The organism is Streptomyces sp. NPDC104313, assembly GCF_055583985.1.
This window is the reverse complement of record NZ_JBVJMW010000008.1, coordinates 248,589-273,970: the sequence shown is the minus strand read 5'-3', so window position 1 is coordinate 273,970 and position 25,382 is coordinate 248,589. Positions and strand designations below refer to the sequence as shown.

The 25,382-nt window shown below is 69.8% G+C and carries 27 protein-coding genes and 1 tRNA gene; 19 read left to right on the top strand and 9 right to left on the bottom strand.

Annotation, left to right across the window (positions count from 1 at the left end; translation table 11 throughout):
• Positions 1-63 precede the first annotated feature (63 nt).
• Together ACZ60Q_RS20995 and ACZ60Q_RS20990 are read left to right on the top strand one after the other, a co-directional pair.
• Positions 64-2,466 carry an immune inhibitor A domain-containing protein gene (locus ACZ60Q_RS20995; protein WP_469636556.1) on the top strand — a complete coding sequence of 801 codons (2,403 nt, stop codon included), beginning with the start codon at positions 64-66 and terminating at the stop codon, positions 2,464-2,466.
• Positions 2,467-2,590: 124 nt separating this feature from the next.
• Entirely contained in the window at positions 2,591-3,031 is a 441-nt protein-coding gene (locus ACZ60Q_RS20990) for a hypothetical protein (protein ID WP_469636553.1), read from the top strand.
• Positions 3,032-3,054: 23 nt separating this feature from the next.
• On the opposite strand, the gene ACZ60Q_RS20985 is transcribed toward ACZ60Q_RS20990, so the two are convergent.
• Together ACZ60Q_RS20985 and ACZ60Q_RS20980 are read right to left on the bottom strand one after the other, a co-directional pair.
• Positions 3,055-3,642, bottom strand: coding sequence for an isochorismatase family protein (locus tag ACZ60Q_RS20985; protein WP_469636550.1), 588 nt, complete (start codon positions 3,640-3,642; stop codon positions 3,055-3,057).
• Between the two features lie 252 nt (positions 3,643-3,894).
• Complete coding sequence (locus ACZ60Q_RS20980) at positions 3,895-5,223, bottom strand: nicotinate phosphoribosyltransferase (RefSeq protein WP_469636547.1); 1,329 nt, start codon at positions 5,221-5,223, stop codon at positions 3,895-3,897.
• A 79-nt stretch (positions 5,224-5,302) separates the two neighbouring features.
• Between ACZ60Q_RS20980 and clpS the strand changes: the two genes are divergently transcribed.
• From clpS to ACZ60Q_RS20930, 10 genes are all read left to right on the top strand, one after another.
• Entirely contained in the window at positions 5,303-5,620 is a 318-nt protein-coding gene (gene clpS, locus ACZ60Q_RS20975; protein ID WP_398624987.1) for an ATP-dependent Clp protease adapter ClpS, read from the top strand.
• Positions 5,621-5,678: 58 nt separating this feature from the next.
• Positions 5,679-6,290: a DUF2017 domain-containing protein gene (locus tag ACZ60Q_RS20970; protein WP_469636544.1), complete on the top strand. Its 612-nt coding sequence runs from the start codon at positions 5,679-5,681 to the stop codon at positions 6,288-6,290.
• A gap of 424 nt (positions 6,291-6,714) precedes the next feature.
• A complete protein-coding gene (locus ACZ60Q_RS20965) occupies positions 6,715-8,160 on the top strand; it encodes an amino acid permease (protein WP_469636541.1) in 1,446 nt (481 codons plus the stop codon).
• A 131-nt stretch (positions 8,161-8,291) separates the two neighbouring features.
• Entirely contained in the window at positions 8,292-8,714 is a 423-nt protein-coding gene (locus ACZ60Q_RS20960) for a M67 family metallopeptidase (protein ID WP_469636539.1), read from the top strand.
• Between the two features lie 250 nt (positions 8,715-8,964).
• The gene (locus ACZ60Q_RS20955) at positions 8,965-9,954 is read left to right on the top strand and encodes an ABC transporter substrate-binding protein (RefSeq protein ID WP_469636536.1); all 990 of its coding nucleotides are present in this window, start codon (positions 8,965-8,967) and stop codon (positions 9,952-9,954) included.
• On the top strand, positions 9,951-10,991 hold the full coding sequence (locus ACZ60Q_RS20950; protein WP_469636534.1) for a FecCD family ABC transporter permease: 1,041 nt from the start codon (positions 9,951-9,953) through the stop codon (positions 10,989-10,991). Before ACZ60Q_RS20955 ends, ACZ60Q_RS20950 begins: the two co-directional genes overlap by 4 nt.
• Before the next feature lie 40 nt (positions 10,992-11,031).
• Positions 11,032-11,829, top strand: a complete 798-nt coding sequence (locus ACZ60Q_RS20945) for an ABC transporter ATP-binding protein (protein WP_469636531.1) — start codon at positions 11,032-11,034, stop codon at positions 11,827-11,829.
• A gap of 69 nt (positions 11,830-11,898) precedes the next feature.
• Positions 11,899-12,027, top strand: coding sequence for a putative leader peptide (locus ACZ60Q_RS20940; protein ID WP_398069060.1), 129 nt, complete (start codon positions 11,899-11,901; stop codon positions 12,025-12,027).
• A gap of 97 nt (positions 12,028-12,124) precedes the next feature.
• Positions 12,125-12,412, top strand: coding sequence for a MoaD family protein (locus ACZ60Q_RS20935; protein WP_469636527.1), 288 nt, complete (start codon positions 12,125-12,127; stop codon positions 12,410-12,412).
• Complete coding sequence (locus tag ACZ60Q_RS20930; protein WP_469636525.1) at positions 12,412-13,362, top strand: PLP-dependent cysteine synthase family protein; 951 nt, start codon at positions 12,412-12,414, stop codon at positions 13,360-13,362. The genes ACZ60Q_RS20935 and ACZ60Q_RS20930 overlap by 1 nt, the downstream gene beginning before the upstream one ends.
• A 174-nt stretch (positions 13,363-13,536) precedes the next feature.
• Here ACZ60Q_RS20930 and ACZ60Q_RS20925 read toward each other — a convergent pair whose 3' ends face one another.
• Positions 13,537-14,049, bottom strand: coding sequence for a type II toxin-antitoxin system PemK/MazF family toxin (locus tag ACZ60Q_RS20925; protein ID WP_469636522.1), 513 nt, complete (start codon positions 14,047-14,049; stop codon positions 13,537-13,539).
• A gap of 236 nt (positions 14,050-14,285) precedes the next feature.
• On the opposite strand from ACZ60Q_RS20925, the gene ACZ60Q_RS20920 reads away from it, so the two are divergent.
• Positions 14,286-15,038: an MBL fold metallo-hydrolase gene (locus tag ACZ60Q_RS20920; protein ID WP_469636519.1), complete on the top strand. Its 753-nt coding sequence runs from the start codon at positions 14,286-14,288 to the stop codon at positions 15,036-15,038.
• 68 nt (positions 15,039-15,106) lie between these two features.
• Positions 15,107-15,601 (top strand): GNAT family N-acetyltransferase, encoded by a 495-nt coding sequence (locus ACZ60Q_RS20915; RefSeq protein WP_469636516.1) that lies wholly within the window; start codon positions 15,107-15,109, stop codon positions 15,599-15,601.
• A gap of 87 nt (positions 15,602-15,688) precedes the next feature.
• Here the strand turns inward: ACZ60Q_RS20915 and ACZ60Q_RS20910 are convergent, their stop codons facing one another.
• Positions 15,689-16,954, bottom strand: coding sequence for a PTS transporter subunit EIIC (locus tag ACZ60Q_RS20910; protein ID WP_469636513.1), 1,266 nt, complete (start codon positions 16,952-16,954; stop codon positions 15,689-15,691).
• A 279-nt stretch (positions 16,955-17,233) separates the two neighbouring features.
• Positions 17,234-18,493, bottom strand: a complete 1,260-nt coding sequence (locus ACZ60Q_RS20905) for a PTS transporter subunit EIIC (protein WP_469636511.1) — start codon at positions 18,491-18,493, stop codon at positions 17,234-17,236.
• Between the two features lie 190 nt (positions 18,494-18,683).
• Here ACZ60Q_RS20905 and ACZ60Q_RS20900 point away from each other — a divergent pair, with 190 nt between their 5' ends.
• From ACZ60Q_RS20900 to rdgB, 4 genes are all read left to right on the top strand, one after another.
• Positions 18,684-18,947: a PTS sugar transporter subunit IIB gene (locus ACZ60Q_RS20900; protein ID WP_257138869.1), complete on the top strand. Its 264-nt coding sequence runs from the start codon at positions 18,684-18,686 to the stop codon at positions 18,945-18,947.
• A 161-nt stretch (positions 18,948-19,108) separates the two neighbouring features.
• On the top strand, positions 19,109-19,846 hold the full coding sequence (gene rph / locus ACZ60Q_RS20895) for a ribonuclease PH (RefSeq protein ID WP_469636508.1): 738 nt from the start codon (positions 19,109-19,111) through the stop codon (positions 19,844-19,846).
• A gap of 123 nt (positions 19,847-19,969) precedes the next feature.
• Positions 19,970-20,359, top strand: coding sequence for a hypothetical protein (locus ACZ60Q_RS20890; RefSeq protein ID WP_469636506.1), 390 nt, complete (start codon positions 19,970-19,972; stop codon positions 20,357-20,359).
• A 65-nt stretch (positions 20,360-20,424) separates the two neighbouring features.
• The gene (gene rdgB / locus ACZ60Q_RS20885; RefSeq protein ID WP_469636503.1) at positions 20,425-21,027 is read left to right on the top strand and encodes an RdgB/HAM1 family non-canonical purine NTP pyrophosphatase; all 603 of its coding nucleotides are present in this window, start codon (positions 20,425-20,427) and stop codon (positions 21,025-21,027) included.
• A gap of 53 nt (positions 21,028-21,080) precedes the next feature.
• Here rdgB and ACZ60Q_RS20880 read toward each other — a convergent pair.
• From ACZ60Q_RS20880 to bcp, 4 genes are all read right to left on the bottom strand, one after another.
• Positions 21,081-21,168 (bottom strand) — tRNA-Leu (locus ACZ60Q_RS20880).
• Between the two features lie 714 nt (positions 21,169-21,882).
• Positions 21,883-22,542, bottom strand: coding sequence for an HNH endonuclease (locus tag ACZ60Q_RS20875; protein WP_469636500.1), 660 nt, complete (start codon positions 22,540-22,542; stop codon positions 21,883-21,885).
• Positions 22,543-22,744: 202 nt separating this feature from the next.
• Complete coding sequence (proP, locus tag ACZ60Q_RS20870) at positions 22,745-24,241, bottom strand: glycine betaine/L-proline transporter ProP (protein WP_469636497.1); 1,497 nt, start codon at positions 24,239-24,241, stop codon at positions 22,745-22,747.
• A gap of 153 nt (positions 24,242-24,394) precedes the next feature.
• On the bottom strand, positions 24,395-24,862 hold the full coding sequence (gene bcp / locus ACZ60Q_RS20865) for a thioredoxin-dependent thiol peroxidase (RefSeq protein WP_469636494.1): 468 nt from the start codon (positions 24,860-24,862) through the stop codon (positions 24,395-24,397).
• A gap of 142 nt (positions 24,863-25,004) precedes the next feature.
• On the opposite strand from bcp, the gene ACZ60Q_RS20860 reads away from it, so the two are divergent.
• Complete coding sequence (locus ACZ60Q_RS20860; protein WP_469636488.1) at positions 25,005-25,322, top strand: DUF3618 domain-containing protein; 318 nt, start codon at positions 25,005-25,007, stop codon at positions 25,320-25,322.
• The last annotated feature ends 60 nt before the right edge of the window (positions 25,323-25,382 follow it).

The window sequence follows — 25,382 nt, the reverse complement described above, 5'->3', positions numbered from 1 at the left end:
CGCGCGCGGCCCGTTTCTTACCCCCCTGGCCGCTGCGCGGACGCCCGGGGAGGACTGCATCAAGTGACCAATCAGAGACGGGCGCTTCGCGCCGCCGCCGTTGTCGTGGCCATGGCTGCGACCGCTGCGACGGCATCGACCTTCGCCACCGCCCAGGCGCATGACAGCTCATCAGGTTCCGGTGTCTCCACCGTCGACCGCCGCGACCCGGCGCCGGACAAGGGGCACGTGGAGCACAACCTGGAGGGTCCCTTCAGCGAGGAGCAGGCCGCCCAGCGCGAAGCCGCGCTGGAGCTGGTGCTGTCCGGGGACAAGAAGGTGGCGAACCGGAGCGGCTCCAAGGTCGTCAAGCTCGGCGACAAGAAGTACGTGGAGCTCGGCCGGGAGAAGACCGACAAGATCTTCACCATCCTGCTGGAGTTCGGCGACCAGATCGACGACACCACGATGTTCGACCCGGACGGCGACGGCCCCAAGCCGCCCGTCAAGAAGTTCGGGGGAACCCCGGGCCCGGCGCACAACAAGATCGCCAAGCCGGACCCGAAGAAGGACAACAGCACCGCCTGGAAGGCCGACTACAACCAGGAGCACTTCCAGAAGCTCTACTTCGGCGAGGGCAAGGGCGTCAACTCGCTCAAGACCTACTACGAGAAGACCTCCTCGGGCCGCTACTCGGTCGAGGGAACGGTCTCCGACTGGGTCAAGGTCCCCTCCAACGAGGCCCGCTACGGCTCCAACTACTGCGGCCAGACCAACTGCGCCAACGTGTGGGACGCGGTGCGCGACGGCGTGAACGCCTGGGTCGCCGACCAGAAGGCCAAGGGCCGCACCGACGCGGAGATCAAGGCGAACCTCGCCGAGTACGACGAGTGGGACCGCTACGACTTCGACGGTGACGGCAACTTCAACGAGCCCGACGGCTACATCGACCACTTCCAGCTGGTCCACGCCGGCGAGGACGAGTCGGCCGGCGGCGGCGCCGAGGGCACCAACGCCATCTGGGCGCACCGCTGGTACGCGTACGGCACCAACGCCGGTGCGACCGGCCCGGCCAACAACAAGGCCGGCGGCGCGCAGATCGGCGACACGGGCATCTGGGTCGGCGACTACACCGCCCAGCCCGAGAACGGCGGACTGGGCGTCTTCGCCCACGAGTACGCCCACGACCTCGGCCTCCCGGACCTGTACGACACCTCCGGCGGCGGCGAGAACTCGGTCGGTTTCTGGTCCCTGATGTCGGCGGGCTCCTGGCTCGGCACCGGCAAGGGCGAGATCGGCAACCTGCCGGGCGACATGACCTCGTGGGACAAGCTCCAGCTGGGCTGGCTCGACTACGACAAGGCCAAGGCCGGCAAGACCTCGCTGCACAAGCTGGGTGTCTCGGAGTACAACACCAAGAACCCGCAGGCGCTCCTCGTCGAGCTGCCGAAGAAGGCCGTCACCACCACCGTCGTCAAGCCCGCCGAGGGTGCGAAGCAGTGGTGGAGCGACATGGGCGACGACCTGTCGAACACCCTGACCCGCTCCGTCGACCTGACCGGCAAGTCCAAGGCCACGCTGGACCTTTCGGGCTGGTACGACATCGAGGCCGACTACGACTACCTCTACACCGAGGTGTCCGACAACGGCGGCGCCAACTGGACCGCGCTCGACGGCACCGCCGACGGCCGTGCCATCCCGCGCGACGCCAGTGACAAGCCGGCCCTGACCGACGTCTCGGGCGCGTACAAGAAGCTGTCCTTCTCGCTGGACGCCTACGCGGGCAAGAAGGTCGACCTCCGCTTCCGCTACCAGACGGACGGTGGCGCGGGCGGCAAGGGCTTCGCGGCCGACGCCATCACCGTCACGGCCGACGGCGCGGCGCTCTTCTCGGACAACGCCGAGGGCGACGACAACGGCTGGACCGCGAAGGGCTTCGCGCGGATCGGCGAGTCCTTCACCCAGGACTACCCGCAGTACTACATCGCGGAGAACCGCCAGTACGTGTCGTACGACGAGACCCTCGAGGTCGGCCCGTACAACTTCGGCTTCTCCAGCACCCGTCCGGACTGGGTCGAGCACTACGCGTACCAGAACGGTCTGCTGATCTGGCTCTGGGACACCTCCCAGAAGGACAACAACACCTCCGCCCACCCGGGCCAGGGTCTGATCCTTCCCGTCGACGCGCACGCCAAGCCGCTGAAGTGGAAGGACGGCTCGTTCCTGCGCAACAAGATCCAGCCGTTCGACGCGCCGTTCAGCTGGTACCCGAACCAGGGCTTCACGCTGCACAACGCGGACGTCCCGCTGCACATCAAGCCCGCGCTGGGCAACCCGGTCTTCGACGACCGCAAGGGCACCTACTGGTACAAGGAGAACCCCACGGGCAGTGTCAAGGTTTCTGACACGAACACCCGCATCTCCATCGTCAACGAGCCCCGCAACGGCTCGACGATGAGCGTGCTGGTCGGCCCCTCGGGTCGCTGATCAAGTAAAAACGCAGGTCAAGCCATGATCGGCCGTCGCCCCCTAGCGGGCGGCGGCCGATCGTGTTTAGGTGCGTCTTGTTCACATCCTTATTGACACGACGTCTTACGGGGGAGCGCGGAGCATGGCAGGCGGAGGTTTCTGCAGGTTGCCGAACGGCACGGTGGTGGTCGCACTGACCCTGACCAGACCGGCCGACGGAACAGGCCCCCACGGGGGTACGGGAGCGGGGCCCGGGGCCCCGGTGCGGGTGCTGGTGCACGCGGCGAACCGGGCGCGCGCCCTGACCCGGCTGCGCAACCTGGGGCTGCGGGCGGTCTACCTGCGCGGCAACGACCGGCCGCCCACGCCGGACGAGATCACGGCGGTGCTGCACCATCCGGACGGTCTGCTGTGGCGGGCCGCCCCACAGGCGGACCCGGCGGGGCCGGCGGAGCCGTCGGGCCGCATGCCCCAGCCTTCCCGATCGCACCGGTCGCCCCAGTCGTGCCAGGAGCTGTGGCACCCGATCAGGGCCCTGCTGGGCCCCTCCGGCTACGCCGGACCGGCCCGCCCGGCCGCGTAGCGGGTGCGACGACCGGTGTGCCGCTACGGGACGGCCGGTGTGCCGGAGAGCTTCACGCCCGCCGTACGCATCTCGGCCAGGGCCCGTTCCGTGGTCGCCCCGGACACGCCCGCGGTCAGGTCGAGCAGCACCTGCGTGACGAAGCCCTCACGGGCCGCGTCCAGCGCGGTGGCCCGCACACAGTGATCGGTGGCGATGCCGACCACGTCGACCTCGGTGACCTCGCGGTCGCGCAGCCACTGGGCGAGTCCGACCCCGTTCTCGTCGGAGCCCTCGAACCCGCTGTACGCGGCGGCGTACGCCCCCTTGTCGAACACCGTGTCGATCGCGCCGGAGGCGACGGCGGGAGCGAAGTTCGGGTGGAAGCCGACGCCCTCCGTACCGGCGACGCAGTGCACCGGCCAGGAGTGCTCGAAGTCCGGACTGGGCGAGAAGTGGTCGCCCGGGTCGATGTGGTGGTCGCGGGTGGCCACCACGTGGCGGTAGCCGGGCCGGGCGTCGCCGATCAGGTCGGTGATGGCGGCGGCGACATCGGCACCGCCCGCCACCGCGAGGCTGCCGCCCTCGCAGAAGTCGTTCTGAACGTCCACGACGATCAATGCGCGGTGCATGGCGGGTGTCCTTCGGTGGGGGCGGGAGCGGATGGGGTGGGCCGGAGCGGGATGGCGCCGAGCGGAGGGGGGCGCCGGGGTGTCCGGGTGCGTCCGCGGGTTCGAGCCTAGACATTGGACCGTCACAATCAAGCCCGTCCGCCAAACCCCCGGTTGCGGATCCGGCCGGTCCGGACCCCGGGGCGCCCCCGAGGGCCGCCCCGGCGTGTTCCCGGCGTGTTCCCGGCGTGTTCCCGGCGTGCTCAAGCGTGCTCAGGCGTACTCGGTCGGGATCACCGGCTCACCCCGCGACAGCTGGATCGCCGACATCGGCAATCCCGCCCGCGCGGCCACGTGCCGTTCCCGTACCGTGTCCAGCGGCTCGCGGGCGACCACCTCGCCGCCCCGCACCAGCTCCACCAGCAGCTGTCGGTCGGCCAGCTCCTCGGGGACCGGCCCGGTGCCGACCACCTCGGCCTCGGCGACCCCGTGGTCGTCCGTCCGGCGCGCGGCCCACTTGCGGCCGCCCTTCGACGACTTCGCGCCGAGCGACTTCTTCGCCACCGGCACCAGCGGGGCGTCCGGCTCCGCCGAGCCGGCGCGGGCCACCAGCTTGTAGACCATCGAGCAGGTGGGGTGCCCGCTCCCGGTGACCAGCTGGGTGCCGACCCCGTACGCGTCCACCGGCGCGGCGGCCAGCGAGGCGATGGCGTACTCGTCCAGGTCCGAGGTCACCACGATCTTCGTGCCCGTCGCCCCCAGCTCGTCCAGCTGCTGCCGCACCCGGTGCGCGACCAGGAGCAGGTCCCCGGAGTCGATCCGTACGGCGCCCAGCCCGGGGCCCGCGATCTCGATGGCCGCCCGGACCGCCTCGGTCACGTCGTACGTGTCGACCAGCAGCGTCGTGCCCCGGCCCAGCGAGTCCACCTGCGCCCGGAACGCGTCGTGCTCGGTGTCGTGGAGCAGGGTGAAGGCGTGTGCGCTCGTGCCGACGGTCGGGATCGCCCAGCGGAAGCCCGCCGCCAGGTCGGAGGTGGCGTCGAAGCCGCCGACGTACGCGGCACGGGACGAGGCGACCGCGGAGAGCTCGTGGGTGCGGCGCGCGCCCATCTCGATCAGCCGACGGCCCCCGGCGGCGGCCGACATCCGCGAAGCGGCGGCGGCGATGGCGGAGTCGTGGTTGAGGATGGAGAGGACCACCGTCTCCAGCAGCACGCACTCGGCGAAGGAACCCTCCACCCGAAGGATCGGGGAGCCGGGGAAGTAGACCTCACCCTCCGGGTAGCCCCAGATGTCGCCGCTGAAGCGGTAGCCGGCCAGCCATTCGAGGGTGGGCTCGTCGACGATCTCCCGCTGTCGCAGGAAGCCGATCATCTCGTCGTCGAAGTGGAAGTTCTCCACCGCGTCCAGCACGCGGCCGGTGCCCGCGACGACTCCGTAGCGCCGCCCCTCGGGCAGTCGGCGGGTGAACGCCTCGAAGACCGAGTGCCGGTCGGCGGTGCCGGCCTTGAGGGCCGCCTGCACCATGGTCAGCTCGTACTGGTCGGTGAAGAGCGCGGTCGACGGAACGCCGACCCGTCGCCCGAGGTCCGCTGAGTTCATGGCTGGGATGCTACCCCCTATTCGTCAAAGTGACGAGATGTGGGGTCCGTTGGTGCGCCGGACCCGCCCGGGTGGCAGCATGGGACAGGTGAGCGTTGCTACCCCGCTAGAGATCGAACGTCCCGATTCGGCCGAGGAGACCTTCGCGGTCCCCGAGCCGGACGTCCCGTGGGTGACGCTTGTCCACAATGACCCGGTCAACCTCATGAGCTACGTGGCCTATGTCTTCCAGGCCTACTTCGGCTATCCGAAGGACAAGGCCCACAGGCTCATGATGGACGTGCACCAGAAGGGCCGCGCCGTCGTCTCCAGCGGGAGCCGCGAGGAGATGGAACGCGACGTCCAGGCCATGCACGGTTACGGGCTGTGGGCCACCCTCACCCAGGACCGCAACTAGCCCCCCTCGGGCCGTCCCGAACCGCCCCTGCCCCGTTCGACCCACCATCGGAGAATCCATGGCCGGCCATTTCGAGGCCACCCCAGGCGGCGGCGCGGCCGTCGCACTCGACGAGGTCGAGATCTCCATCCTGCGCTCCCTCGCCGTCCAGCTGCTCGAACTCATCGGCCCCGGCGAGACGCCCGCCGACGGTGAGGACCCGCTCGCCGCCCTCTTCGCCGAGGGCCCCAGCAAGCCGCCGTCCGACCCGGCGCTCGCCCGGCTCTTCCCCGACGCCTACGGCGGCCCCGGCCGGCCCGCGGAGGGCGGAAAGCCGGAGGAGGAGCTGCGCGAGCTGTCCTCCGAGTTCCGCCGCTTCACCGAGAACGACCTGCGCTCGGGCAAGCGCGAGGACGCCGTCACCGTCGTCCGCACCCTGGACGCGCTCGCGCCCGCCGGGGGCGGCGGCGCCGTCCTCACCCTCACCGGCGACGAGTGCCGCGGCTGGCTCCGCTCCCTCAACGACCTGCGCCTGACCATCGGCACCCGGCTGGAGGTCTCCGACGAGGACGAGGGTGACGGGGGCTCGCTCTACCGGCTCCCCGACACCGATCCGCGCAAGCCCATGGTGATGGCCTACCTCTGGCTCGGCGCGCTCCAGGAAACGCTCGTCGAAACGCTGATGCCGTAATGCGGTCACGCCGTAATGCGGTCATGCGGTCATGCCGTGGTGCCGTAGTGCTGTATTGCCGTGGTGCGGTCATGCCGTAGTGCCGTGAACGGAGAGGGTGTCCCCCCGCCGCGCCGGGGCGGGCACCCTCCGTTCGCTCAACGGACGCTCAGATCCGTATAACGATCTCACCAAGCGTTGCGGCCTTTTCGTGCCGGACGGAACCCCTTGCCCGCTTTTTCCTGTGTCGTGCGCCACAGAATGTCCCACCGTGTCCCATGACGGCCGTGATAAATCTTCACGACCGCCCGGGGACGCCACCCCTGTTCCCGGGGGCGCCACAAACCGGCCGAACGCCGACGGCACTCCATCCATATCCGGGGGGATCAGGACCTGATCCGCGGCCTTGTGAGGCGCGGATCGGCGTGGAGAAAGGCGCACCACCATGACATCGGCGCAGGTCGACGAGGGACAGGCCGACAAGGGTCGGCCCAGCGGCGAGACCGGGGAATCCGGGACCGGTGGCGAGGGATACCAGCGCGCTCTGGGAGCTCGCCAGATTCAGATGATCGCCATCGGCGGAGCCATCGGCACCGGTCTCTTCCTCGGCGCGGGCAAAGCCATCGACCGGGCCGGACCCAGCCTCATCCTGGCCTACGTCATCGCGGGTCTGGTCATCTTCTTCATCATGCGGGCACTGGGCGAACTCCTCATGTACCGCCCGGTCTCCGGCTCCTTCTCGGAGTACGCCAGGGAATTCCTCGGCCCGTTCTTCGGATTCGTGACCGGCTGGACCTACTGGCTCTTCTGGGTCGTCACCGGAATCACCGAAGTCACCGCCGCCGCCACCTATATGACGTACTGGTGGAATATTCCCCAATGGTTGTCCGCGCTCGTCTTCACCGTCATTCTGTACGGTGCGAACCTGATCTCCGTGAAGCTCTTCGGTGAGCTGGAGTTCTGGTTCTCCATGGTGAAGGTCACCGCGATCATCGGCATGATCCTGATCTGCGCGGGCGTCCTGACCGTCGGATTCTCCGACGCCGGTGACACCGCCACCGTCGCCAACCTGTGGAACGACGGCGGCTTCTTCCCCAACGGCATCACCGGCACGCTCATGACGCTCCAGATCGTCATGTTCGCCTTCCTCGCCGTGGAACTCGTCGGCGTCACCGCCGGGGAGTCCAAGGACCCCAAGACCGTGCTGCCCAAGGCCATCAACACCGTGCCGTGGCGCATCGCCGTCTTCTACGTCGGCGCGCTGATCATGATCCTCTCGGTCGTGCCGTGGTCCACCTTCAAGCCCGGCGTCTCCCCGTTCGTGAAGGCCTTCGAGGAGATGGGGTTCAGCGTCGGCGCCGCCATCGTCAACTTCGTCGTCCTCACCGCGGCGCTCTCCTCCTGCAACTCCGGCATGTACTCCACCGGCCGTATGCTCCGCGACCTCGCCCTCAACGGCCAGGGTCCCCGCGCCTTCACCAAGCTGACGAAGAACGGCCTGCCGCTCGTGGGCACCACCTTCTCCGCCGCCCTGATGCTCGTCGGCGTGTGGATCAACTACCAGTGGCCGGGCAAGGCGTTCACCTACGTCGTCTCCTTCGCCACCATCTCCGGCATGTGGGCCTGGATCATGATCCTGGTCAGCCAGATCCGCTACCGCCGCATCGCCGACGCGGGCCTGCTGCCGCAGTCCTCGTTCAAGGCCCCCGGCGCCCCGTACACCAGCTGGTTCGCGCTCCTGTTCATCGGCATGGTCATCGTGATGATGGCGATCGACGAGGAGGCCAGGATCTCGCTCTACTGCGCACCGCTGTGGGCGCTCGTCCTCTTCGTCTCCTACCGGGTGCTCCAGGCGCGCACCCCGGAGAAGACCACCGCCGGCACCCACTGACCCCGGGGGCGGGCCCCACACCGCCCTCCTCCCGGACCGCCCCGGCCGCCCCAACGGCCGGCGGCGTCCAGCATGCGGGCTCCCGCGTACCGCCCACCGGTACGCGGGAGCCCGCTGCTTATCCTGGCGCCATGCTGACCATCACCCAGGCGCTCCACGACCGGATCGTCGCCCACTCCCGCACCGACCACCCCGACGAGGCGTGCGGAGTGGTCGCGGGCCCGGCCGGGACGGACCGCCCCGAGCGCTTCATCCCGATGCTCAACGCCGCCCGCTCGCCCACGTTCTACGAGTTCGACTCGGCCGACCTCCTCAAGCTCTACCGCGAGATGGACGACCGCGACGAGGAGCCCGTGATCGTCTACCACTCGCACACGGCGACCGAGGCCTACCCCTCCCGCACCGACGTCACCTACGCCAACGAACCCGGCGCCCACTACGTCCTGGTCTCCACCGCCGACACCGACGACGCCGGCCCCTTCCAGTTCCGCTCGTACCGCATCGTGGACGGCGAGGTCACCGAGGAAGACGTGCGGGTCGTCGAGGCGTACTGAGCACCCGGCCACCCCGCAGGGCCGCCGCACGGGTCTGGCACACTGCCCCCAGAACCGATCAAGGCAGCAGGAACCAGGAAGCCGGTGCGAGCCCGGCACGGTCCCGCCACTGTGACCGGGCCCCCTCCCACGCGGACGACTCCCCGAGCGGACGACGACGCAACCGGAGGGCGGCCCGGAAGTCAGGAACTGGCCCGCCGCCTTTCCGCATCGACCAGGGGACGCGGAAATCCCCCGGAGAGGCCTCGCCATGTCCCGGCGCACCCCCGCGCTCATAGCCGCCGCCGTGCTGCTCCCGCTCGCCCTCACCGCCTGCTCCACCCCGGACGGCGACGACGCCACCGGGGACAAGGCCGCGGCGAAGAGCGACGGATTCCCGTACACCGTGAAGAACTGCGGCGTCACCACCACGTTCAAGGCCCCGCCGAAGCGCGTCGTCACCATGAACCAGCACGTCACCGAGATCATGCTGGAACTGGGCCTGGTCAAGTCCCTCGTCGGCACCGCCTACCTCGACGACCGGGTCCTGCCGAAGTACGGAGAGGACTACGCCTCCGTCCCGGTCATCGCCAAGGAGTACCCCTCCTACGAGCAGGTCCTCGCCACCAACCCCGACTTCGTCTACGGCGGCTACGGCACCGCCTTCACCGCCGGCGACGGCCGGGGCCGCGAGGCGTTCGAGAAGTCCGGCATCGAGACCCGCCTCAACACCGAGAGCTGCACCAAGGGCGACCAGCCCATGGACACCCTCTACGAGGAGATCCGCGAGGTCGGCCGCACCTTCGGCGTCGCCGACCGCGCCGAGGCCTGGATCAAGCAGGCCAAGGCGGACAACGCCGCCACCGCGAAGAACCTCGCCGGCCTGAAGCCCGTCTCCGTCTTCGACAGCGGCGACAAGACCGCCTTCACCGCGGGCGGCGAAGGCATCGGCAACGAGCTGATCGAACGGGCCGGCGGCACCAACGTCTTCGCCGACCTCGACAAGTCCTTCGGTGACGCCTCCTGGGAGAACGTCGTGGCCCGGAAGCCCGAGGTCATCGTGATCTACGACTACGGCGCCACCACCGTCGAACAGAAGAAGAAGCGCCTCCTCACCGACCCGGCCCTCGCCGACGTCCCCGCCATCAAGAACAAGCGCTTCGCGGTCATGCCGCTCTCCGACGCCGTCCTCGGCGTCCGCGTCCCCGCCGCCGTCGACAAGCTCGCCGCCCAGCTCCACCCGGGGGCCACCACCCCGTGAGCTGCCGCACCCCCGCACCGCGGCGGCTGCTCCGCTACACCCTGGTGCTCGGCGTCCTCGCCGCGCTCCTCGCCGCCGCCGTGCTCGCCGCACTCGCCCTCGGCTCCGTCCGTATCCCGCCCGGCCAGGTCCTCGACATCCTGACCGGGCGGGCCGAGGCGAGCCCCTTCCGCACGATCGTCCTGGACGTCCGGCTGCCCCGGGTACTGCTCGGCATCGTCGTCGGCGCCGGACTCGCCGTCATCGGCACCGTCCTCCAGGCCCTCGTACGCAACCAGCTCGCCGACCCGTTCCTCCTCGGCGTCTCCTCCGGAGCCTCCACCGGCGCGGTCCTGGTGATCGTCCTCGGCATCGGCGCCACCCTCGCCACCACCGTCACCATCCCCGCAGCCGCCTTCGCCGGCGCACTCCTCTCGCTGCTCCTCGTCTACACCCTGGCGCGCGGCGGAGGCGGACTCACCACCAACCGGCTCGTCCTCGCCGGGGTCGCCGTCTCCTACGTCCTCTCCGCCCTGACCAGCCTGATCCTGGTCACCTCCGCCCGCGCCGACCACCTCCAGGAAGTCCTCTACTGGACCCTCGGCGGCCTCGGCGCGGCCCGCTGGGACATGCTCGCGCTCCCCGCGGTCACCCTGGTCGTCGGCACCGCCGTCCTCCTCGTCCTGGCCCGGCCGCTCGACCTGCTCCTGGTGGGGGAGGAGGGCGCGACCGTCCTCGGTCTCGACACCGCCCGCTTCCGGGCCGCCGTCTTCGTCCTCGCCTCCCTCATGACCGGGGCGCTCGTCGCGTACAGCGGGGCGATCGGCTTCGTCGGACTGATGGTCCCGCACATGGCCCGGATGGCCGTCGGCGCCGCACACCGCGCGCTGCTCCCGGTCGTCGCCCTCGGCGGAGCGGTGTTCCTGGTCCTCGCCGACCTGGCCGCCCGGACGCTCGCCGCCCCGCAGGACATCCCGGTCGGTGTCCTCACCGCGCTGACCGGCGGCCCGTTCTTCCTCTGGATGCTCCGCCGCCGCCCCGAGGGAGCCCCCGCATGACGACCGCGTCCTCTTCACCTCCGGCCGAGGGAGCCCGCCCGTGACCACCCTGCGCACCGAGGGCCTCTCGTACGGCGTCGGCGAGGGCCGCCACCTCGTCGACGCCGTCGACCTCACCGCCGCCGACGGCGAGACCGTCGGCCTCGTCGGCCCCAACGGCAGCGGCAAGACCACCCTCCTGCGCTGCGTCTACGGCACCCTGCGCCCCACCCACGGCCGCGTCCTCCTCGACGGCGTCGACCTCGCCACCCTCCCGGTGAAGGCCCGCGCCCAGCGCATCGCCACCGTCCCGCAGGACGGCCACGCCGGCTTCGAGCTCACCGTCGGCCAGGTCGTCGCGATGGGCCGCGCCCCGCACAAACGGTTCTGGGAGGCGGACACCGCCGCCGACACCGCCCTGGTCACCGACGCCCTCGCCCGGGTCGGCATCGCCGCGCTCGAATCCCGTACGTTCGCCTCCCTCTCCGGCGGTGAACGCCAGCGTGCCCTGGTCGCCCGCGCCCTGGTCCAGCAGCCGTCGCTCGTCGTCCTGGACGAGCCGACCAACCACCTGGACATCCGCTACCAGCTGGAGATCCTCTCCCTGGTCCGCGAGTTGGGCACCACCAACCTCCTCGCCCTGCACGACCTCAACCTCGCCGCGTACTACTGCGACCGTCTCTACGTCCTCAAGGACGGCGCCGTCGTCGCCTCCGGTCCCCCGGAAGAGGTCCTCACGGCCGAACTGCTGGGCGAGGTGTACGGCGTCGCCGCCGAGGTCAACACCCACCCGAAGACCGGCGCACCCACGGTCGTCTACCTGCCGGAAGGGCTCACCCGCCCCGCGCTGTCCATATAGCGGTCGCTCACCATCCATCATCTGATACGACACTCGGGTTTCCGCACCGGGAATCGATACGATGCCCGCATGGTTCCCCATGACGTGAGCGACAAGACGCCGGGCACGCTGCTCGTAGCGCGGCTGCACGTCGACCTGTGCAGGCTCGCCAGCGCGATCTGTCCCGCCCGCAGCCTGCCCGTGAGCCGCCCGGCCTGAGCCGCGGTCCGCGCGCCCACCCACACGCACCACCCCCGCGCGGGGGCAGAAACGCGCGCCCCACGCCACCTCCACGCTTTCGACAGGAGCCCACGCCATGGCCATCGAGGTCCGCATCCCGACCATCCTCCGCACCTACACCGACGGCGCGAAGGCCATCGAAGGCAACGGGGACACCCTCGCCGACCTCCTCGCCGACCTGGAGAGCCGCCACCCCGGCATCCGTGAGCGCATCGTCGACGGCGCGAACGGCGAACAGCTCCGCCGCTTCGTGAACGTCTACCTCAACGACGAGGACGTCCGCTTCCTCGACGGCATCTCCACCAAGCTCAGCGACGGCGACAACGTCACCATCCTCCCGGCCGTCGCCGGCGGCATGCGCTGATGCGGTACGACTCCCCGCTGGCGGCCGTGGGGAACACCCCCCTCGTCCGCCTCCCGCGGCTGTCGCCCTCCGAGGACGTCCGCATCTGGGCCAAGCTGGAGGACCGCAACCCCACCGGCTCGATCAAGGACCGCCCGGCGCTCCACATGGTCGAACAGGCAGAGAAGGACGGCCGGCTGACACCCGGCTGCACCATCCTGGAGCCCACCAGTGGCAACACCGGCATCTCGCTCGCCATGGCGGCCAAGCTCAAGGGCTACCGCATCGTGTGCGTCATGCCGGAGAACACCTCCCAGGAACGGCGCGACCTGCTCGCCATGTGGGGCGCCGAGATCATCCCCTCCCCGGCCGCGGGCGGCTCCAACACCGCCGTGCGCGTCGCGAAGGAGCTCTCGGCCGAGCACCCGGACTGGGTGATGCTCTACCAGTACGGCAACCCGGACAACGCGGGCGCCCACTACGCCACCACCGGGCCCGAGATCCTCACCGACCTCCCGTCCATCACCCACTTCGTGGCGGGCCTCGGCACCACGGGCACCCTCATGGGCGTCGGCCGCTACCTCCGCGAGAACCGCCCCGGCATCCAGGTCGTCGCCGCGGAACCGCGCTACGACGACCTGGTCTACGGCCTGCGCAACCTCGACGAGGGATTCGTCCCCGAGCTCTACGACGCCTCGGTCCTCACCACCCGCTTCTCCGTGGGCTCCGCCGACGCGGTCACCCGCACCCGCGAACTCCTCCAGCGGGAGGGCATCTTCGCGGGCGTCTCCACCGGCGCCGCCCTCCACGCGGCGATCGGCGTGGGCAACAAGGCGGTCAAGGCGGGGGAGAGCGCCGACATCGTCTTCGTCGTCGCGGACGGCGGCTGGAAGTACCTGTCGACGGGCGTCTACACGGCGGAGACGACAGAAGCGGCGATCGAAGCACTTCAGGGCCAGCTCTGGGCGTAAGGCCGTACTCCGGCCCGTCCAGGAGCACCCGCCCGGCCTGTCCGGGAGCACCCGTCCGGGGGACGGGCCATCCCGGCCCGTCCGGCGCTCGCGGACGACTTTCAGCCTCTCCGGCGTTCGAGGAGCGGAGCCGGGGGCGGAGCCCCGAAGAGACCGGGGCCCCGCCCCCGCCCCTCACCCCGCTCCCAGCCCGCGCACACGCTCCCACAGCCCCGGATCCACCACCCCCACCCGCCGCCGGAACCCGGCGACCGGGACCTCCCGCAGCTCGTCCGTCTCCAGGAAGCTCCGCCGCCCCTGACGGTCCCCGACCGTCCCCGAGGGCAGCGCGATCACCCCGGGCCGCTCCTCGTGATGCCTGCTGGTGATCTTCGCGACCAGCGCCGTGCGCCCCCGGCCCCGCCCCCGTACCGAGATCACCAGACACGGGCGGTCCTTCGACCCGGGCCCGTCCTCGTACGGCACGTCGGCCCACCACACCTCACCGGCCCGGGGCGCACGCCCGTCCCCCCGCCCCTCCGGGCCCGAAGGCCGCGACGGCCGGGACGGCGGCCGGGCCGACCCGGCCGGCCGCCGGGGCCGGCGCGAGCGCGGACCGCGGTCCGATCGACCCCGGCCGTCCACCACCGTGGCCACGAGCGCGAGCAGAACCACGGCGACCAGCGCCACCCACCAGAACGTGTTCATCCTCCGACCGTACCGGCGGCCGGGACGGGCACGGCGGGGCGGCCGGTGGGCGCGCTTCCATCGAACCGGTGACAGTGCGGGTGAGTTCCCCCACAACGGAGGGCAGCGGAGGAGCGACGCGGAGTTTCGCGCCTTACGCTCGACAAACCGCAGAACCCATTCCGCAGGCACCGTACGGAGCTCCGGCGGAATCGCACGAACCCTCCCCGTTCCCGCGTACCGGAGGTTCACGCTCCATGAAGCTCACCGTCGTCGGCTGCTCCGGCTCGTTCCCCTCCACGGGTTCGGCGTGCTCGAGCTACCTCGTAGAGGCCGACGGCTTCCGGCTGCTCCTCGACATGGGCAACGGCGCCCTCGGCGAGTTGCAGCGCCACGTCGGTCTCTACGACCTCGACGCGATCTTCCTCAGCCACCTGCACGCCGACCACTGCATCGACATGTGCGCGTACTTCGTCGTGCGCTACTACCGCCACGACGGCGCCCGCCCCGTCTCCCTCCCGGTCTACGGGCCCGAGGGCACCGAGCAGCGCCTTACCGTCGCCCACGGGGACACCCCGTCCGACCGGGCGATGGGCGAGGTCTTCGACTTCCACACCCTGAAGCCCGGGTCCTTCGAGATCGGCCCCTTCTCGGTCCGTACGGAGAAGCTCCGCCACCCCGTCGACACCTTCGGCATCCGGGTCGAGCACGGCGGCTCCGTCCTCGCCTACTCCGGCGACACGGGGACCTGCGAGGCGCTGGAGGAGCTGGCCCGGGACGCGGACCTGTTCCTCTGCGAGGCGTCGTTCGTCGACGGCAAGGAAGACATCCCGGACCTGCACCTCAACGGCCGCGAGGCCGGCGAAACGGCGGCCCGCGCCGGAGCGCGCCGGCTCGTCCTCACCCACATCCCGCCGTGGACCGACGCCGACCGCAACGCCGCCGACGCCCGTGCGGTCTACCCGGGCCCGGTGGAACTGGCCGCCCCGGGCGCGGTGTACGAGCTCTGAGCCCCGCGCGGGCGGCGGGCGGCCCGGGACGCGCCACCGCCCCGGGGCCACTCTGCGAGACTGCCGGGATGATCACGATCAGACCCGCCCGGAACACCGACCTCGACGGCTTCCTTATCCTGGCGTCCCAGGTCGAGCACTGGTTCGGGCCGATGGTCGAGGAGCCGGGCTTCCACCGCGCGGTGGAAGCACACATCCGTGACGGGGCGGCGTTGGCCGCCGAGTCCGCCGACGTGTCCGCCGAGGTGTCCGGCCTCGTCGGCGGCCTGCTGTTCGGCGCCGAGCCGCCCACGTACCACGTGCACTGGCTGGTCACCTCGGAGCGCTGCCGAGGCGCGGGGGTGGGCCGGCTGCTGATGGCGGAGGCGATGCGCCGGTACGTCAGCGGGCCCGGCACCGTCGAGGTGGTCACCTTCGGGTCCGACCACCTCGGGGCGGTGGAGAGCGGGGCCCGCGTCTTCTACGAGCGGCTCGGCTTCTGCCCCGGCGAGCCCGCCGAACCGGGTCCGGAGGGCGGCTCCCGCCAGCTCTACCGGCTGGACGTGCCCGTACGCCAGGTGTGACGCGACCGCAGGTGCGCCGAAGCCCTCGCTTCCCGAAAGGCATCTTCGGGAAGCGAGGGCTTCGGGCGTACGGACGTGGCGGGGCTGCTACTTCGCCTCGGCCTTCTGCAGCTCGGCGAGCTCCTCGTCCGACTCCCGGCCCGGGGTCGGGAGGTTGAACCTGGTGATCGCGAAGCGGAAGACCGCGTAGTAGACCGCCGCGAAGCAGAGGCCGACCAGGACCAGCAGCCAGGGCTTCGACGCGATGCCGAGGTTCAGCAGGAAGTCGACCAGACCGGCCGAGAAGCCGAAGCCGTCCTTCATGCCGAGCGCCCAGGTCAGGGCCATCGACACACCGGTCAGCACCGCGTGGATCGCGTACAGCACCGGGGCGACGAACATGAACGTGAACTCGATCGGCTCGGTCACACCGGTGACGAACGAGGTGAGCGCGAGGGAGAACATCATGCCGCCGACGACCTTGCGGCGCTCCGGGCGGGCACAGTGGACGATCGCGAGGCAGGCCGCCGGAAGGGCGAACATCATGATCGGGAAGAAGCCGGTCATGAACTGTCCGGCGGTCGGGTCGCCCTCCAGGAAGCGGGCGATGTCGCCGTTCTTGCCGTTGTACTCGCCCGCCTGGAACCACGGGAAGGAGTTCAGCAGGTGGTGCATGCCGACCGGGATCAGCGCACGGTTGGCGACACCGAAGATGCCCGCGCCGACCGCGCCGGAGCCGACCAGCCACTCACCGAAGTTGTGCAGACCGGCACCGAGGACCGGCCAGACCAGACCGAAGACGATACCGATGAGCAGACCCGCGAAGGCGGAGAGGATCGGGACCAGGCGGCGGCCGCTGAAGAAGCCCGCCCAGTCGGGCAGCTTCGTCCGGTAGAACTTCTGGTAGAGCAGGGCCACCACGATGCCCATCACGACCCCGCCGAGGACCTTGGCGTCCACCGGCGCCTCGGTCATGACTATCTTGCCGTCGATGACCTTCGCGACCTTGGCCAGGCTCGGGTCCGTGAACGTGGACAGCACGTTCTTGAAGACCAGGTACCCGGTGACGGCGGCCAGGGCGGTGGAGCCGTCCGACTTCTTCGCGAAACCGATCGCGATGCCGACGGCGAACAGCAGCGCCATGTTGTCGAGGAGCGCGTTGCCGCCCGCGGACATGTAGCCGGCGAGCTTCGTGATGAAGGTCGGGAACGACTCGCGGCCCAGCATGTCCTCATTGCCGAGGCGGACCAGGAGTGCGGCGGCCGGCAGCACGGCGACCGGCAGCATGAGGCTGCGGCCGATGCGCTGCATGACGGCCATCGCGCCGGCGCCCTTCTTCTTCTCGGCCGCGGGTGCGGTCTCAGCCGTGGTCATCAACTTCCTCCATGGGACACGGTGCCGCCCAGGTCGTTGATGCGGGGAGGCGGCGACTCGACAGACGCCGGCAGACAGCCGTGGTCTACACCACTCAGTGGTGTAGACCAGTTTTAGCACGGTGAGGGTTAGATAAGGAACCTGCAATTACCTGCTTATTCGCAGTAGCAGATCCGGCACTTTCGGTGACATGCCGAAGGCCCCCGGACCAGGTGGTCCGAGGGCCTTGTGCGGGCCGTGTGCGCCGCGTCCGAAGACCGGCGGTCCTTGCTGCTCGCGCTACTTGGTGAGGTCCTTCTCGATCTCCTTCTCGACCTCCTCCGGTTCGCGCCCCGGTGTCTTGAGGTCGAACTTGGTGATCGCGAAACGGAAGACCGCGTAGTAGATCACCGCGAAGCACGCGCCGATCGGGATGATCAGCCAGGGTTTCGTGTCCAGATGCCAGTTGACGACGTAGTCGATCAACCCGGCCGAGAAGCTGAACCCCGCGTGCACCCCCAGCAGCCAGGTGATGCCCATCGACGCCCCGGTGAGCACCGCGTGCACGCCGTACAGCAGCGGCGCGACGAACATGAACGAGAACTCCAGCGGCTCGGTCACACCCGTGACGAACGAGGTCAGTGCCACCGAGACCATCAGGCCCGCTACTTCCTTGCGGCGCTCGGGCCGCGCGCAGTGGGTGATGGCCAGAGCGGCGGCGGGCAGGCCGAACATCATGATCGGGAAGAAGCCCGAGGTGAACTGGCCGGCCGACGGGTCCCCGGCGAAGAACCGGGAGATGTCGCCCTGGACGGTCTGGCCGTCCGCCCCGGTGAACTCGCCCGCCTGGAACCAGAAGAAGGTGTTCAGGAACTGGTGCATGCCGATCGGGATGAGCAACCGGTTCGCGAAGCCGAAGATCGCCGCGCCCCAGGATCCGAGGTCGATCAGCTGCTTGGAGAACCAGGTCAGCCCATCGCCCACCGGCTGCCACAGCAGGCCGAACAGCACGCCGAGGATCACGCAGAGGAACGCCATCAGGATCGGCACCAGGCGCCGCCCGTTGAAGAACCCGAGCCAGTCGACCAGCTTGGTGCGGTGGTAGCGCTGCCAGACGACCGCGGTCAGCAGCCCGATCAGGATGCCGCCGAGCACCCCGGGGTTCTGCGGCTCGCCGTCGGGCAGGGCCTCCGTCACGGTGCCGTCGATGGGGAAGGCGGTCAGCACCCCCCGGTAGACGAGGAAGCCGACTACGGCCGCCAGCGCGGTGGAGCCGTCCGCTTTCTTCGCGAAGCCGATGGCGACGCCGATGCAGAACAGCAGGGGCAGGCCGAGCTCGCCGTCGAGGATCGCGCCGCCGCCGTTGAGCAGGACCTTGGAGGTCTTGTCCCAGAAGGCGCCGTCCAGGTACGAGCTGAAGAGGTTGCCGAGGCTGACGAGCAGACCGGCGGCGGGGAGGACGGCCACCGGGAGCTGGAGGCTCCGCCCGACCTTCTGAAGGCCCTGGACCGGTCCGTTCCACCATTTTCGCTGCGGTACCGCAGCGGCGCTCGAACTCATGGGTGTCCTCCCGGAACGCTTCACGTTTGGCGGTCGTCGCAAACTGGTGTAGACCAGTTGCGTCACGGTCCGGGGTCCGTCCCGAAGGCGGGGCGCCGGTGATCGTCATCCTTCGGGATCGTCCGGTTACCCGCTCGCGAAGTTGGGCCAACCGTGCGTTACCGTGACGAAACGGACCCGCAGCGGGCGGCTGTCTGCGCGCGAAACCAGGGAGAAGGACATGGCCACCAAGGCTGAGAAGATCGTCGCCGGGCTCGGCGGCATCGACAACATCGACGAGATCGAAGGCTGCATCACCCGCCTCCGCACCGAGGTCCACGACCCCAGCAAGGTCGACGAAGCCGCCCTCAAGGCCGCCGGCGCCCACGGCGTCGTCAAGATGGGCACCGCGATCCAGGTCGTCATCGGCACCGACGCGGACCCCATCGCCGCCGACATCGAAGACATGATGTGACCGGCTGACCCCACGCCGGAAACCGCAGGCCCCGTCCCCCACCGGAGGACGGGGCCGTGCCATGTCCCCCACACCCCGCGCACACGGTCCCCGGTACGGTCCGCGGCGGCCGCCACCGCACCCGAACGGAGCCACCCCCGCCACCGGATAAAGTCGGGCCCATGTCTCGCATCGACGGCCGCACCCCCGAACAGCTCCGCCCCGTCACCATCGAACGCGGCTGGAGCAAGCACGCCGAGGGCTCAGTCCTCATCTCCTTCGGCGACACCAAAGTCTTCTGCACCGCCTCCGTCACCGAAGGCGTCCCGCGCTGGCGCAAGGGCAGCGGCGAAGGCTGGGTCACCGCCGAATACTCCATGCTGCCCCGCTCCACCAACACCCGGGGCGACCGCGAAGCCGTACGCGGCAAGATCGGCGGACGCACCCACGAGATCAGCCGCCTGATCGGCCGCTCCCTGCGCGCCGTCATCGACTGCAAGGCCCTCGGCGAGAACACCATCGTCCTGGACTGCGACGTCCTCCAGGCAGACGGCGGCACCCGTACGGCCGCCATCACCGGCGCCTACGTCGCCCTCGCCGACGCCGTCGCCTGGGCCCAGGGCAAGAAGATCGTCAAGGCCGGCCGCAAGCCGCTCACCGACACCGTCGCCGCCATCAGCGTCGGCATCGTCGACGGCACCCCGCTCCTCGACCTCCGCTACGAGGAGGACGTCCGCGCCGAGACCGACATGAACGTCGTCTGCACCGGGGACGGCCGCTTCGTCGAGGTCCAGGGCACCGCCGAGGGCGCACCCTTCGACCGCAAGGAACTCGGAGCGCTCCTCGACCTCGCCACCGCCGGCTGCGTCGACCTCGCCGCACTCCAGCACGGTGCGCTCGCCCGCACCCAGGACGCGTAGCGACCCACCCCCCGCGGGTAGAGAAGCAACCACATACGCACCGCAGAGCGTCGTTACGGATACGGGCGCACGGGTCGAACCGTGCGTCCGTCCACGTAACGATCCCCGGGGAGGGACCGAACCATGGCTTCGCGCCGCCACCAACGCCTCGCACTCGCCACCGCCGCCACCCTGCTGACGCTGACCACGGCCGCAGGCTGCGCCGGCCTCGACAAGGCGCTCGACTGCGTCCGCACCGCCGACGCCATCGCCACCAGCGTCGGCAACCTCCAGAAGGCCGTCTCCAACGCCTCCGAGGACGTCACCCAGGCCTCCGAGTCCCTGGACGAGATCGACCGCGAGCTGAAGAACCTCGGCGACTCCACGGACAACGCCGACCTCTCCAAGGCCGTCGACGACCTCCAGACGGGCGTCACAGGCGTCCGCAAGTCCATCGAGGGCGGCGACGCCACCCCCGACATCACCCCGGTGACGGACGCGGCGACGGAGATCGGCAAGGTCTGCAGCCCGTAGCGCCGGGGGCGGGGTGAGCCGGGGGCGCGACCGGCCCACCCCGATCGTGCGGCGATAATCGCCGCATGAAGCGCCTGATCCTCGCCACCCGCAACGCCGGGAAAATCACCGAACTCCGCGCCATCCTCGCCGACGCGGGACTCGACCTCGACCTCGTCGGCGCGGACGCGTACCCCGACATCCCCGACGTCAAGGAAACCGGCGTCACCTTCGCCGAGAACGCGCTCCTCAAGGCCCACGCCCTGGCGAGCGCCACCGGCCTCCCGGCCATCGCCGACGACTCCGGCCTCTGCGTGGACGTCCTCGGTGGCGCCCCCGGCATCTTCTCGGCCCGCTGGGCCGGCACCCACGGCGACGACGAGGCCAACCTGAACCTGCTCCTGGCCCAACTCGGCGACATCGCCGACGAACACCGCGGCGCCTCCTTCGCCTGCGCCGCCGCCCTGGCCCTCCCCGACGGCACGGAACGCGTGGTCGAGGGCCGCCTGAACGGCACCCTGCGCCACACCCCGTCCGGCGCGGGCGGCTTCGGCTACGACCCGATCCTCCAGCCGGAGGGCGAGACCCGCACATGTGCGGAGCTGACCCCGGCGGAGAAGAACGCGATCAGCCACCGCGGGAAGGCGTTCCGGGCGTTGGTGCCGGTGGTGCGGGAGTTGGCGGGGTAGGGCGGGACGGAAAAACGGCCTGCGCATCAGTGCTTCGATTCGCAGGCCGTTCTTGGTGCGGCGGAAGGGATTCGAACCCTCAAGCCGTTTCACGGGCCACAGATCCTAAGTCTGCTGTGTCGCCAGTTGCACCACCGCCGCCAGACGCATGTCATCGTACCGGGCGGGCGGGGGAGGCGAGGAGCGCATTTCACCGGCGCGTGAGTCCGTGTGCTCCCCCTCGGCACCAGGTGGTGGTGACCGCATGGCAGTTCGGGCACAGTAGCCGAAGGTTCTCGGCGCGGTCGTCGCTCCAGTCACCGTTGACGTGGTCGATCTCCAGGGTGATGGGCGACCCATGCCAGACAGGTTCGGTTCCGCACTCGCCACACTGCTCGGGTACACCGATCCCGCGCAGGGCCCGGCGTAGGAGCACGGTCTTCGTGCGATGCCTGCCGGTGTGCTTCACCAGCACTTCCTCCGGGGGTCTGACGGAGGTCGGGCCCGGCCGTCCACGCTGATGAGCCTGACCGAGGAAGTGGGAGGTCGACAAGTCCTCTTCGGCGATCCACCGCCGCAACAGGTTCCGTTGATGCCCGTTCTCGCGACGCCCGAGTCTGCGGAGCAGTTCCGCGATGGAGCGTGAGGCCGCCACCGCCTCGCGGAGCGTGTCCCGCGAAGGGCGGGAGGCCACGGTGTCCGAGCCGCGGTGTCCGAAGTGGGAGATGTCGATCCCGAAATGGGCGAACCGTCTCCGTAGATATCGGGGGAGTCGCGTGTACGGGTGGGTACCCAGGAACGTGATGACTTCGTCGATGTTCGAGCAGCTTTCCGCGGCCTCGGCCAGCCGCTCGCGGGTGTACCGCTGTCTCTGGTTCACCGGTTGTCGCCGCGTCCGGCACGGCGGCCCTTGGCCCGGCCGCGATAGTTGTCGGTCGCCGCATGGCAGTTGGGGCAGAGGAGCCGCAGGTTCTCCAGGCGGTTGTCGCTCCACCTGCCGTTGATGTGGTCCACCTCGAGCGGAAGCGGCCGACCACGCCAGAGCGGTTCCGTTCCGCAGTGAGCGCAGCGTTCCGGTACGCCGAGCGCGGCCATGGCGGGCTTGAGGCGGGAGCTGGGGATACGGCGAGGGTGCGGCGAGCGGTCGTCCACCAGCAGATCCTCGGCCGAGAGACGGCGCTTCTTCGTCCCGGCGCGCGAGGGCTGGGCGAAGTGCGACGTGTCGAAGCCGTATGCCTTGATGCGTCTGCTGATGTTGGTGTGGTGGCCCCCCACGGCGTCCAGACCGAGACGTCGCAGCACTTCGTAGACGCTCGTCGACACGGCGACCACGGGCTCCAGGACTTCCTTCGTCCAGCGGGCGCCCTCGCGTTCGAAGTGCTCCGTGGCTATGCCCATCTTCTTCATCCGTTCCCGGAGGTACCGCCGCGACGGCCCCTTCGGATCCACCCCCAGCCTCGTCAACGCCTCCGAGAGCGTCCGTGACGACGAGGCCGCCTCGGTCAGCCGGGCCCGTGTGTACGGGCTGTCCGCCATGTCCCCTCCATCCCGGCCGCGAGCGCGTTCGCAGCCTCGTACGGAGTAACGAACCGTTTATCGGACAGTCACGCCCGAAATGCGGTGGAAGTGCGATGGGGGCACGGCAAGAACCCGGAGAGGACACGGAACAGCCCGTACCGCTCGACATGAGCGCTACGGGCCGTTCCTCCGAGGAGGGGGTCGCACGAGGCGGAAGGGCTCAGAACTTCGGCTCCGGCGCCTGCGACTGCACCAGCTCCGCCGCCTCCTCGTCCGTCTCGACCGACGGCGGGGAGCCGATCAGCGGCTGCTGGGCCGTCTCCTTCATGCAGGCGACCGCGATCAGGCCGACCAGGGCCGCCGCCATCGCGTAGTACGCGGGCATCAGGTTGGAGCCGGTCCAGCTGATCAGGGCCGTGATCACCAGCGGGGTCGTGCCGCCGAAGATCGACGCGGAGAGGTTGTAGCCGACCGACAGGGACCCGTAACGGACGTTCGTCGGGAACAGGGCCGGGAGCGCCGCCGACATGGTGCCGAGCATGCAGACCAGGGAGAGGCCCAGCATCAGCATGCCGACCGTGATGGGCAGGATGCCGTCCACCCGGATGAGGAGGAACGCGGGGAGGGAGAGGAAGAGGAAGCCGAGCATGCCGGCCATCAGCAGCGGTTTGCGGCCGAAGCGGTCGGAGAGCTTGCCGACCTGGTTGATGATCGTCATCAGGAACACCATCACCGCCAGCAGGATCAGCAGGCCGTGGGTCTCGCTGTAGCCGAGCTCGTCGGAGAGGTACGTCGGCATGTACGACAGCAGCATGTAGTCGGTGATGTTGTACGCGCCGACCAGGCAGATGCAGAGGATCAGCGTCGGCCAGTACTGCCGGAAGATCTTCGCGAGGTCGCCCTTGGCCGTGGACTCGACACCGTCCGCCGCCTCGCTGGCGTGCGCCGTGCCGCCCTCCAGCTTCTGGAAGGCCGGGGTCTCGTCCAGGCGCAGTCGCAGGTAGAGGCCGACCAGGCCCAGCGGGCCCGCGACGAGGAACGGGATCCTCCATCCCCAGGTCTCCATCTGCGCGTCGTTCAGGAGGGCGTACAGGGCCGTGACGAGGCCCGCCGCGCCGACGTAGCCGGCCAGGGTGCCGAATTCCAGGAAGCTGCCGAAGAAGCCGCGCCGCTTGTCGGGGGCGTACTCGGCGATGAACGTGGAGGCGCCGCCGTACTCACCGCCCGTGGAGAAGCCCTGGAGGATCCGGAAGATGATCAGCAGGGCGGGGGCCCAGACGCCGATCGTGGCGTGCGAGGGGATCAGGCCGATCGCGAACGTGCCGACCGCCATCAGGATCATCGTCAGCGCGAGGACCTTCTTGCGGCCGACCTTGTCGCCCATCGGGCCGAAGAACATGCCGCCGAGCGGCCGTACGAGGAAGGCCACCGCGAAGGTCGCGAAGGAGGACAGGAGCTGAGTGGTCTCGTTCCCGGACGGGAAGAACACATGTCCGATCGTCACGGCCAGGTAGGAGTAGATCCCGAAGTCGAACCACTCCATGGCGTTACCCAGTGAGGCGGCCTTCACGGCCCTCTTGACCGCGGCGTCGTCCGTGACCGTGATGTCCGTCCGGCGCAGCCGCGGGTTCTGCCGCTTCCGGATGGCCCGGAAGAGCAGGGGGTGGCGTTTGACCGCTTCGGGGTCGGCCGCCTGGTGGGGGTCGGGGGCCGCCATGGCCGGGTCCTTTCTTCGGAGTGTTCCAGGAAAGGCTTCTGTGCAGTCATGGCGGTCGCAAACCGGCCTCGGGGGTGGATGCGATCTCCCTCACACGATCCTGACACGTTCTCCGGTCGGGGAGCGTGCCGAGATCGCGCGCGGGGGTGGGTCTCAGATGCCCAGATCCCTGATGATCTTGGCCACGTGGCCGGTCGCCTTCACGTTGTAGAACGCGTGCTCGATCTTGCCGTCCTCGTCGACGACGACGGTGGAACGGATCACGCCCGTCACCACTTTGCCGTAGAGCTTCTTCTCGCCGAAGGCTCCGTAGGCCTCCAAAGTTCCCTTGGCCGGGTCGCCCACCAGAGTGACCTTGAGGTTCTCCGTGTCGCGGAACTTCGCGAGCTTCTCCGGCTTGTCGGGGGAGACGCCGATGACGTCGTACCCGGCGTTCGTCAGGAGGTCGAGGTTGTCCGTGAAGTCGCAGGCCTGCTTGGTGCATCCGGGGGTAAGCGCGGCCGGGTAGAAGTACACGATGACCTTGCGGCCCTTGTGGTCCGCGAGCGACACCTCGTTGCCGTCGGCGTCGGGAAGGGTGAAGGCGGGAGCGGTGTCGCCGGGCTTCAGTCGCTCGCTCATGTGGTTCTCCTCGGGTGGTGCACGGGTCGGACGGGACCGAGGGTAGTAGGGGTGCCGCCGGGTGCGCGGGGGTTCGAGCTGACAGACTGTCGACGAAGGTTCAGACGAAGGTTTACCGGACGACGACCACGGAGGCGGCGCAGTGTCGGATGCCAGGACCCCTGCGCAGATCGAGGCGGACATCATCAGCAGGCGCGAGCAGCTCGCTGTGGTGCTCGACGAGATCGGGGTGCGGGTACACCCGAAGACGATCATCACAGATGCCAAGGCGAAAGCGGCCCAGTCCGTGGACCGGACGGCCGGCCGTGCCTTCGTCGCGGTGAACCGTTCGGTGTCGGAGGTGAAGGCGCGGTTCGTCGCGGAGGACGGCTCCCCGCGGCTGGAGCGGGTGATTCCCGCGGCTCTGCTGGTGGTCGGTGTGGTGGGCCTGCTCACCGCGTCCAGGCGCCGCCGCGGGTAACCGGTGGTGGTCGGGGTCGGTACGCGTCCGGTGGTGTTCCGCACCCGGACGCGTACGGTC

Bases quoted from the DNA above. Each gene is read 5' to 3' on its own strand.
- bcp (WP_469636494.1), bottom strand. From the start codon at position 24,862: ATGAGCGAGCGACTGAAGCCCGGCGACACCGCTCCCGCCTTCACCCTT.
- ACZ60Q_RS20990 (WP_469636553.1), top strand. From the start codon at position 2,591: ATGGCAGGCGGAGGTTTCTGCAGGTTGCCGAACGGCACGGTGGTGGTC.
- ACZ60Q_RS20980 (WP_469636547.1), bottom strand. From the start codon at position 5,223: ATGAACTCAGCGGACCTCGGGCGACGGGTCGGCGTTCCGTCGACCGCG.
- rdgB (WP_469636503.1), top strand. From the start codon at position 20,425: ATGAAGCGCCTGATCCTCGCCACCCGCAACGCCGGGAAAATCACCGAA.
- clpS (WP_398624987.1), top strand. From the start codon at position 5,303: ATGGGACAGGTGAGCGTTGCTACCCCGCTAGAGATCGAACGTCCCGAT.
- ACZ60Q_RS20910 (WP_469636513.1), bottom strand. From the start codon at position 16,954: ATGACCACGGCTGAGACCGCACCCGCGGCCGAGAAGAAGAAGGGCGCC.
- ACZ60Q_RS20935 (WP_469636527.1), top strand. From the start codon at position 12,125: ATGGCCATCGAGGTCCGCATCCCGACCATCCTCCGCACCTACACCGAC.
- ACZ60Q_RS20970 (WP_469636544.1), top strand. From the start codon at position 5,679: ATGGCCGGCCATTTCGAGGCCACCCCAGGCGGCGGCGCGGCCGTCGCA.
- ACZ60Q_RS20930 (WP_469636525.1), top strand. From the start codon at position 12,412: ATGCGGTACGACTCCCCGCTGGCGGCCGTGGGGAACACCCCCCTCGTC.
- ACZ60Q_RS20875 (WP_469636500.1), bottom strand. From the start codon at position 22,542: ATGGCGGACAGCCCGTACACACGGGCCCGGCTGACCGAGGCGGCCTCG.
- ACZ60Q_RS20985 (WP_469636550.1), bottom strand. From the start codon at position 3,642: ATGCACCGCGCATTGATCGTCGTGGACGTTCAGAACGACTTCTGCGAG.
- ACZ60Q_RS20905 (WP_469636511.1), bottom strand. From the start codon at position 18,493: ATGAGTTCGAGCGCCGCTGCGGTACCGCAGCGAAAATGGTGGAACGGA.
- ACZ60Q_RS20920 (WP_469636519.1), top strand. From the start codon at position 14,286: ATGAAGCTCACCGTCGTCGGCTGCTCCGGCTCGTTCCCCTCCACGGGT.
- proP (WP_469636497.1), bottom strand. From the start codon at position 24,241: ATGGCGGCCCCCGACCCCCACCAGGCGGCCGACCCCGAAGCGGTCAAA.
- ACZ60Q_RS20960 (WP_469636539.1), top strand. From the start codon at position 8,292: ATGCTGACCATCACCCAGGCGCTCCACGACCGGATCGTCGCCCACTCC.
- ACZ60Q_RS20955 (WP_469636536.1), top strand. From the start codon at position 8,965: ATGTCCCGGCGCACCCCCGCGCTCATAGCCGCCGCCGTGCTGCTCCCG.
- ACZ60Q_RS20940 (WP_398069060.1), top strand. From the start codon at position 11,899: ATGGTTCCCCATGACGTGAGCGACAAGACGCCGGGCACGCTGCTCGTA.
- ACZ60Q_RS20890 (WP_469636506.1), top strand. From the start codon at position 19,970: ATGGCTTCGCGCCGCCACCAACGCCTCGCACTCGCCACCGCCGCCACC.
- rph (WP_469636508.1), top strand. From the start codon at position 19,109: ATGTCTCGCATCGACGGCCGCACCCCCGAACAGCTCCGCCCCGTCACC.
- ACZ60Q_RS20965 (WP_469636541.1), top strand. From the start codon at position 6,715: ATGACATCGGCGCAGGTCGACGAGGGACAGGCCGACAAGGGTCGGCCC.
- ACZ60Q_RS20925 (WP_469636522.1), bottom strand. From the start codon at position 14,049: ATGAACACGTTCTGGTGGGTGGCGCTGGTCGCCGTGGTTCTGCTCGCG.
- ACZ60Q_RS20915 (WP_469636516.1), top strand. From the start codon at position 15,107: ATGATCACGATCAGACCCGCCCGGAACACCGACCTCGACGGCTTCCTT.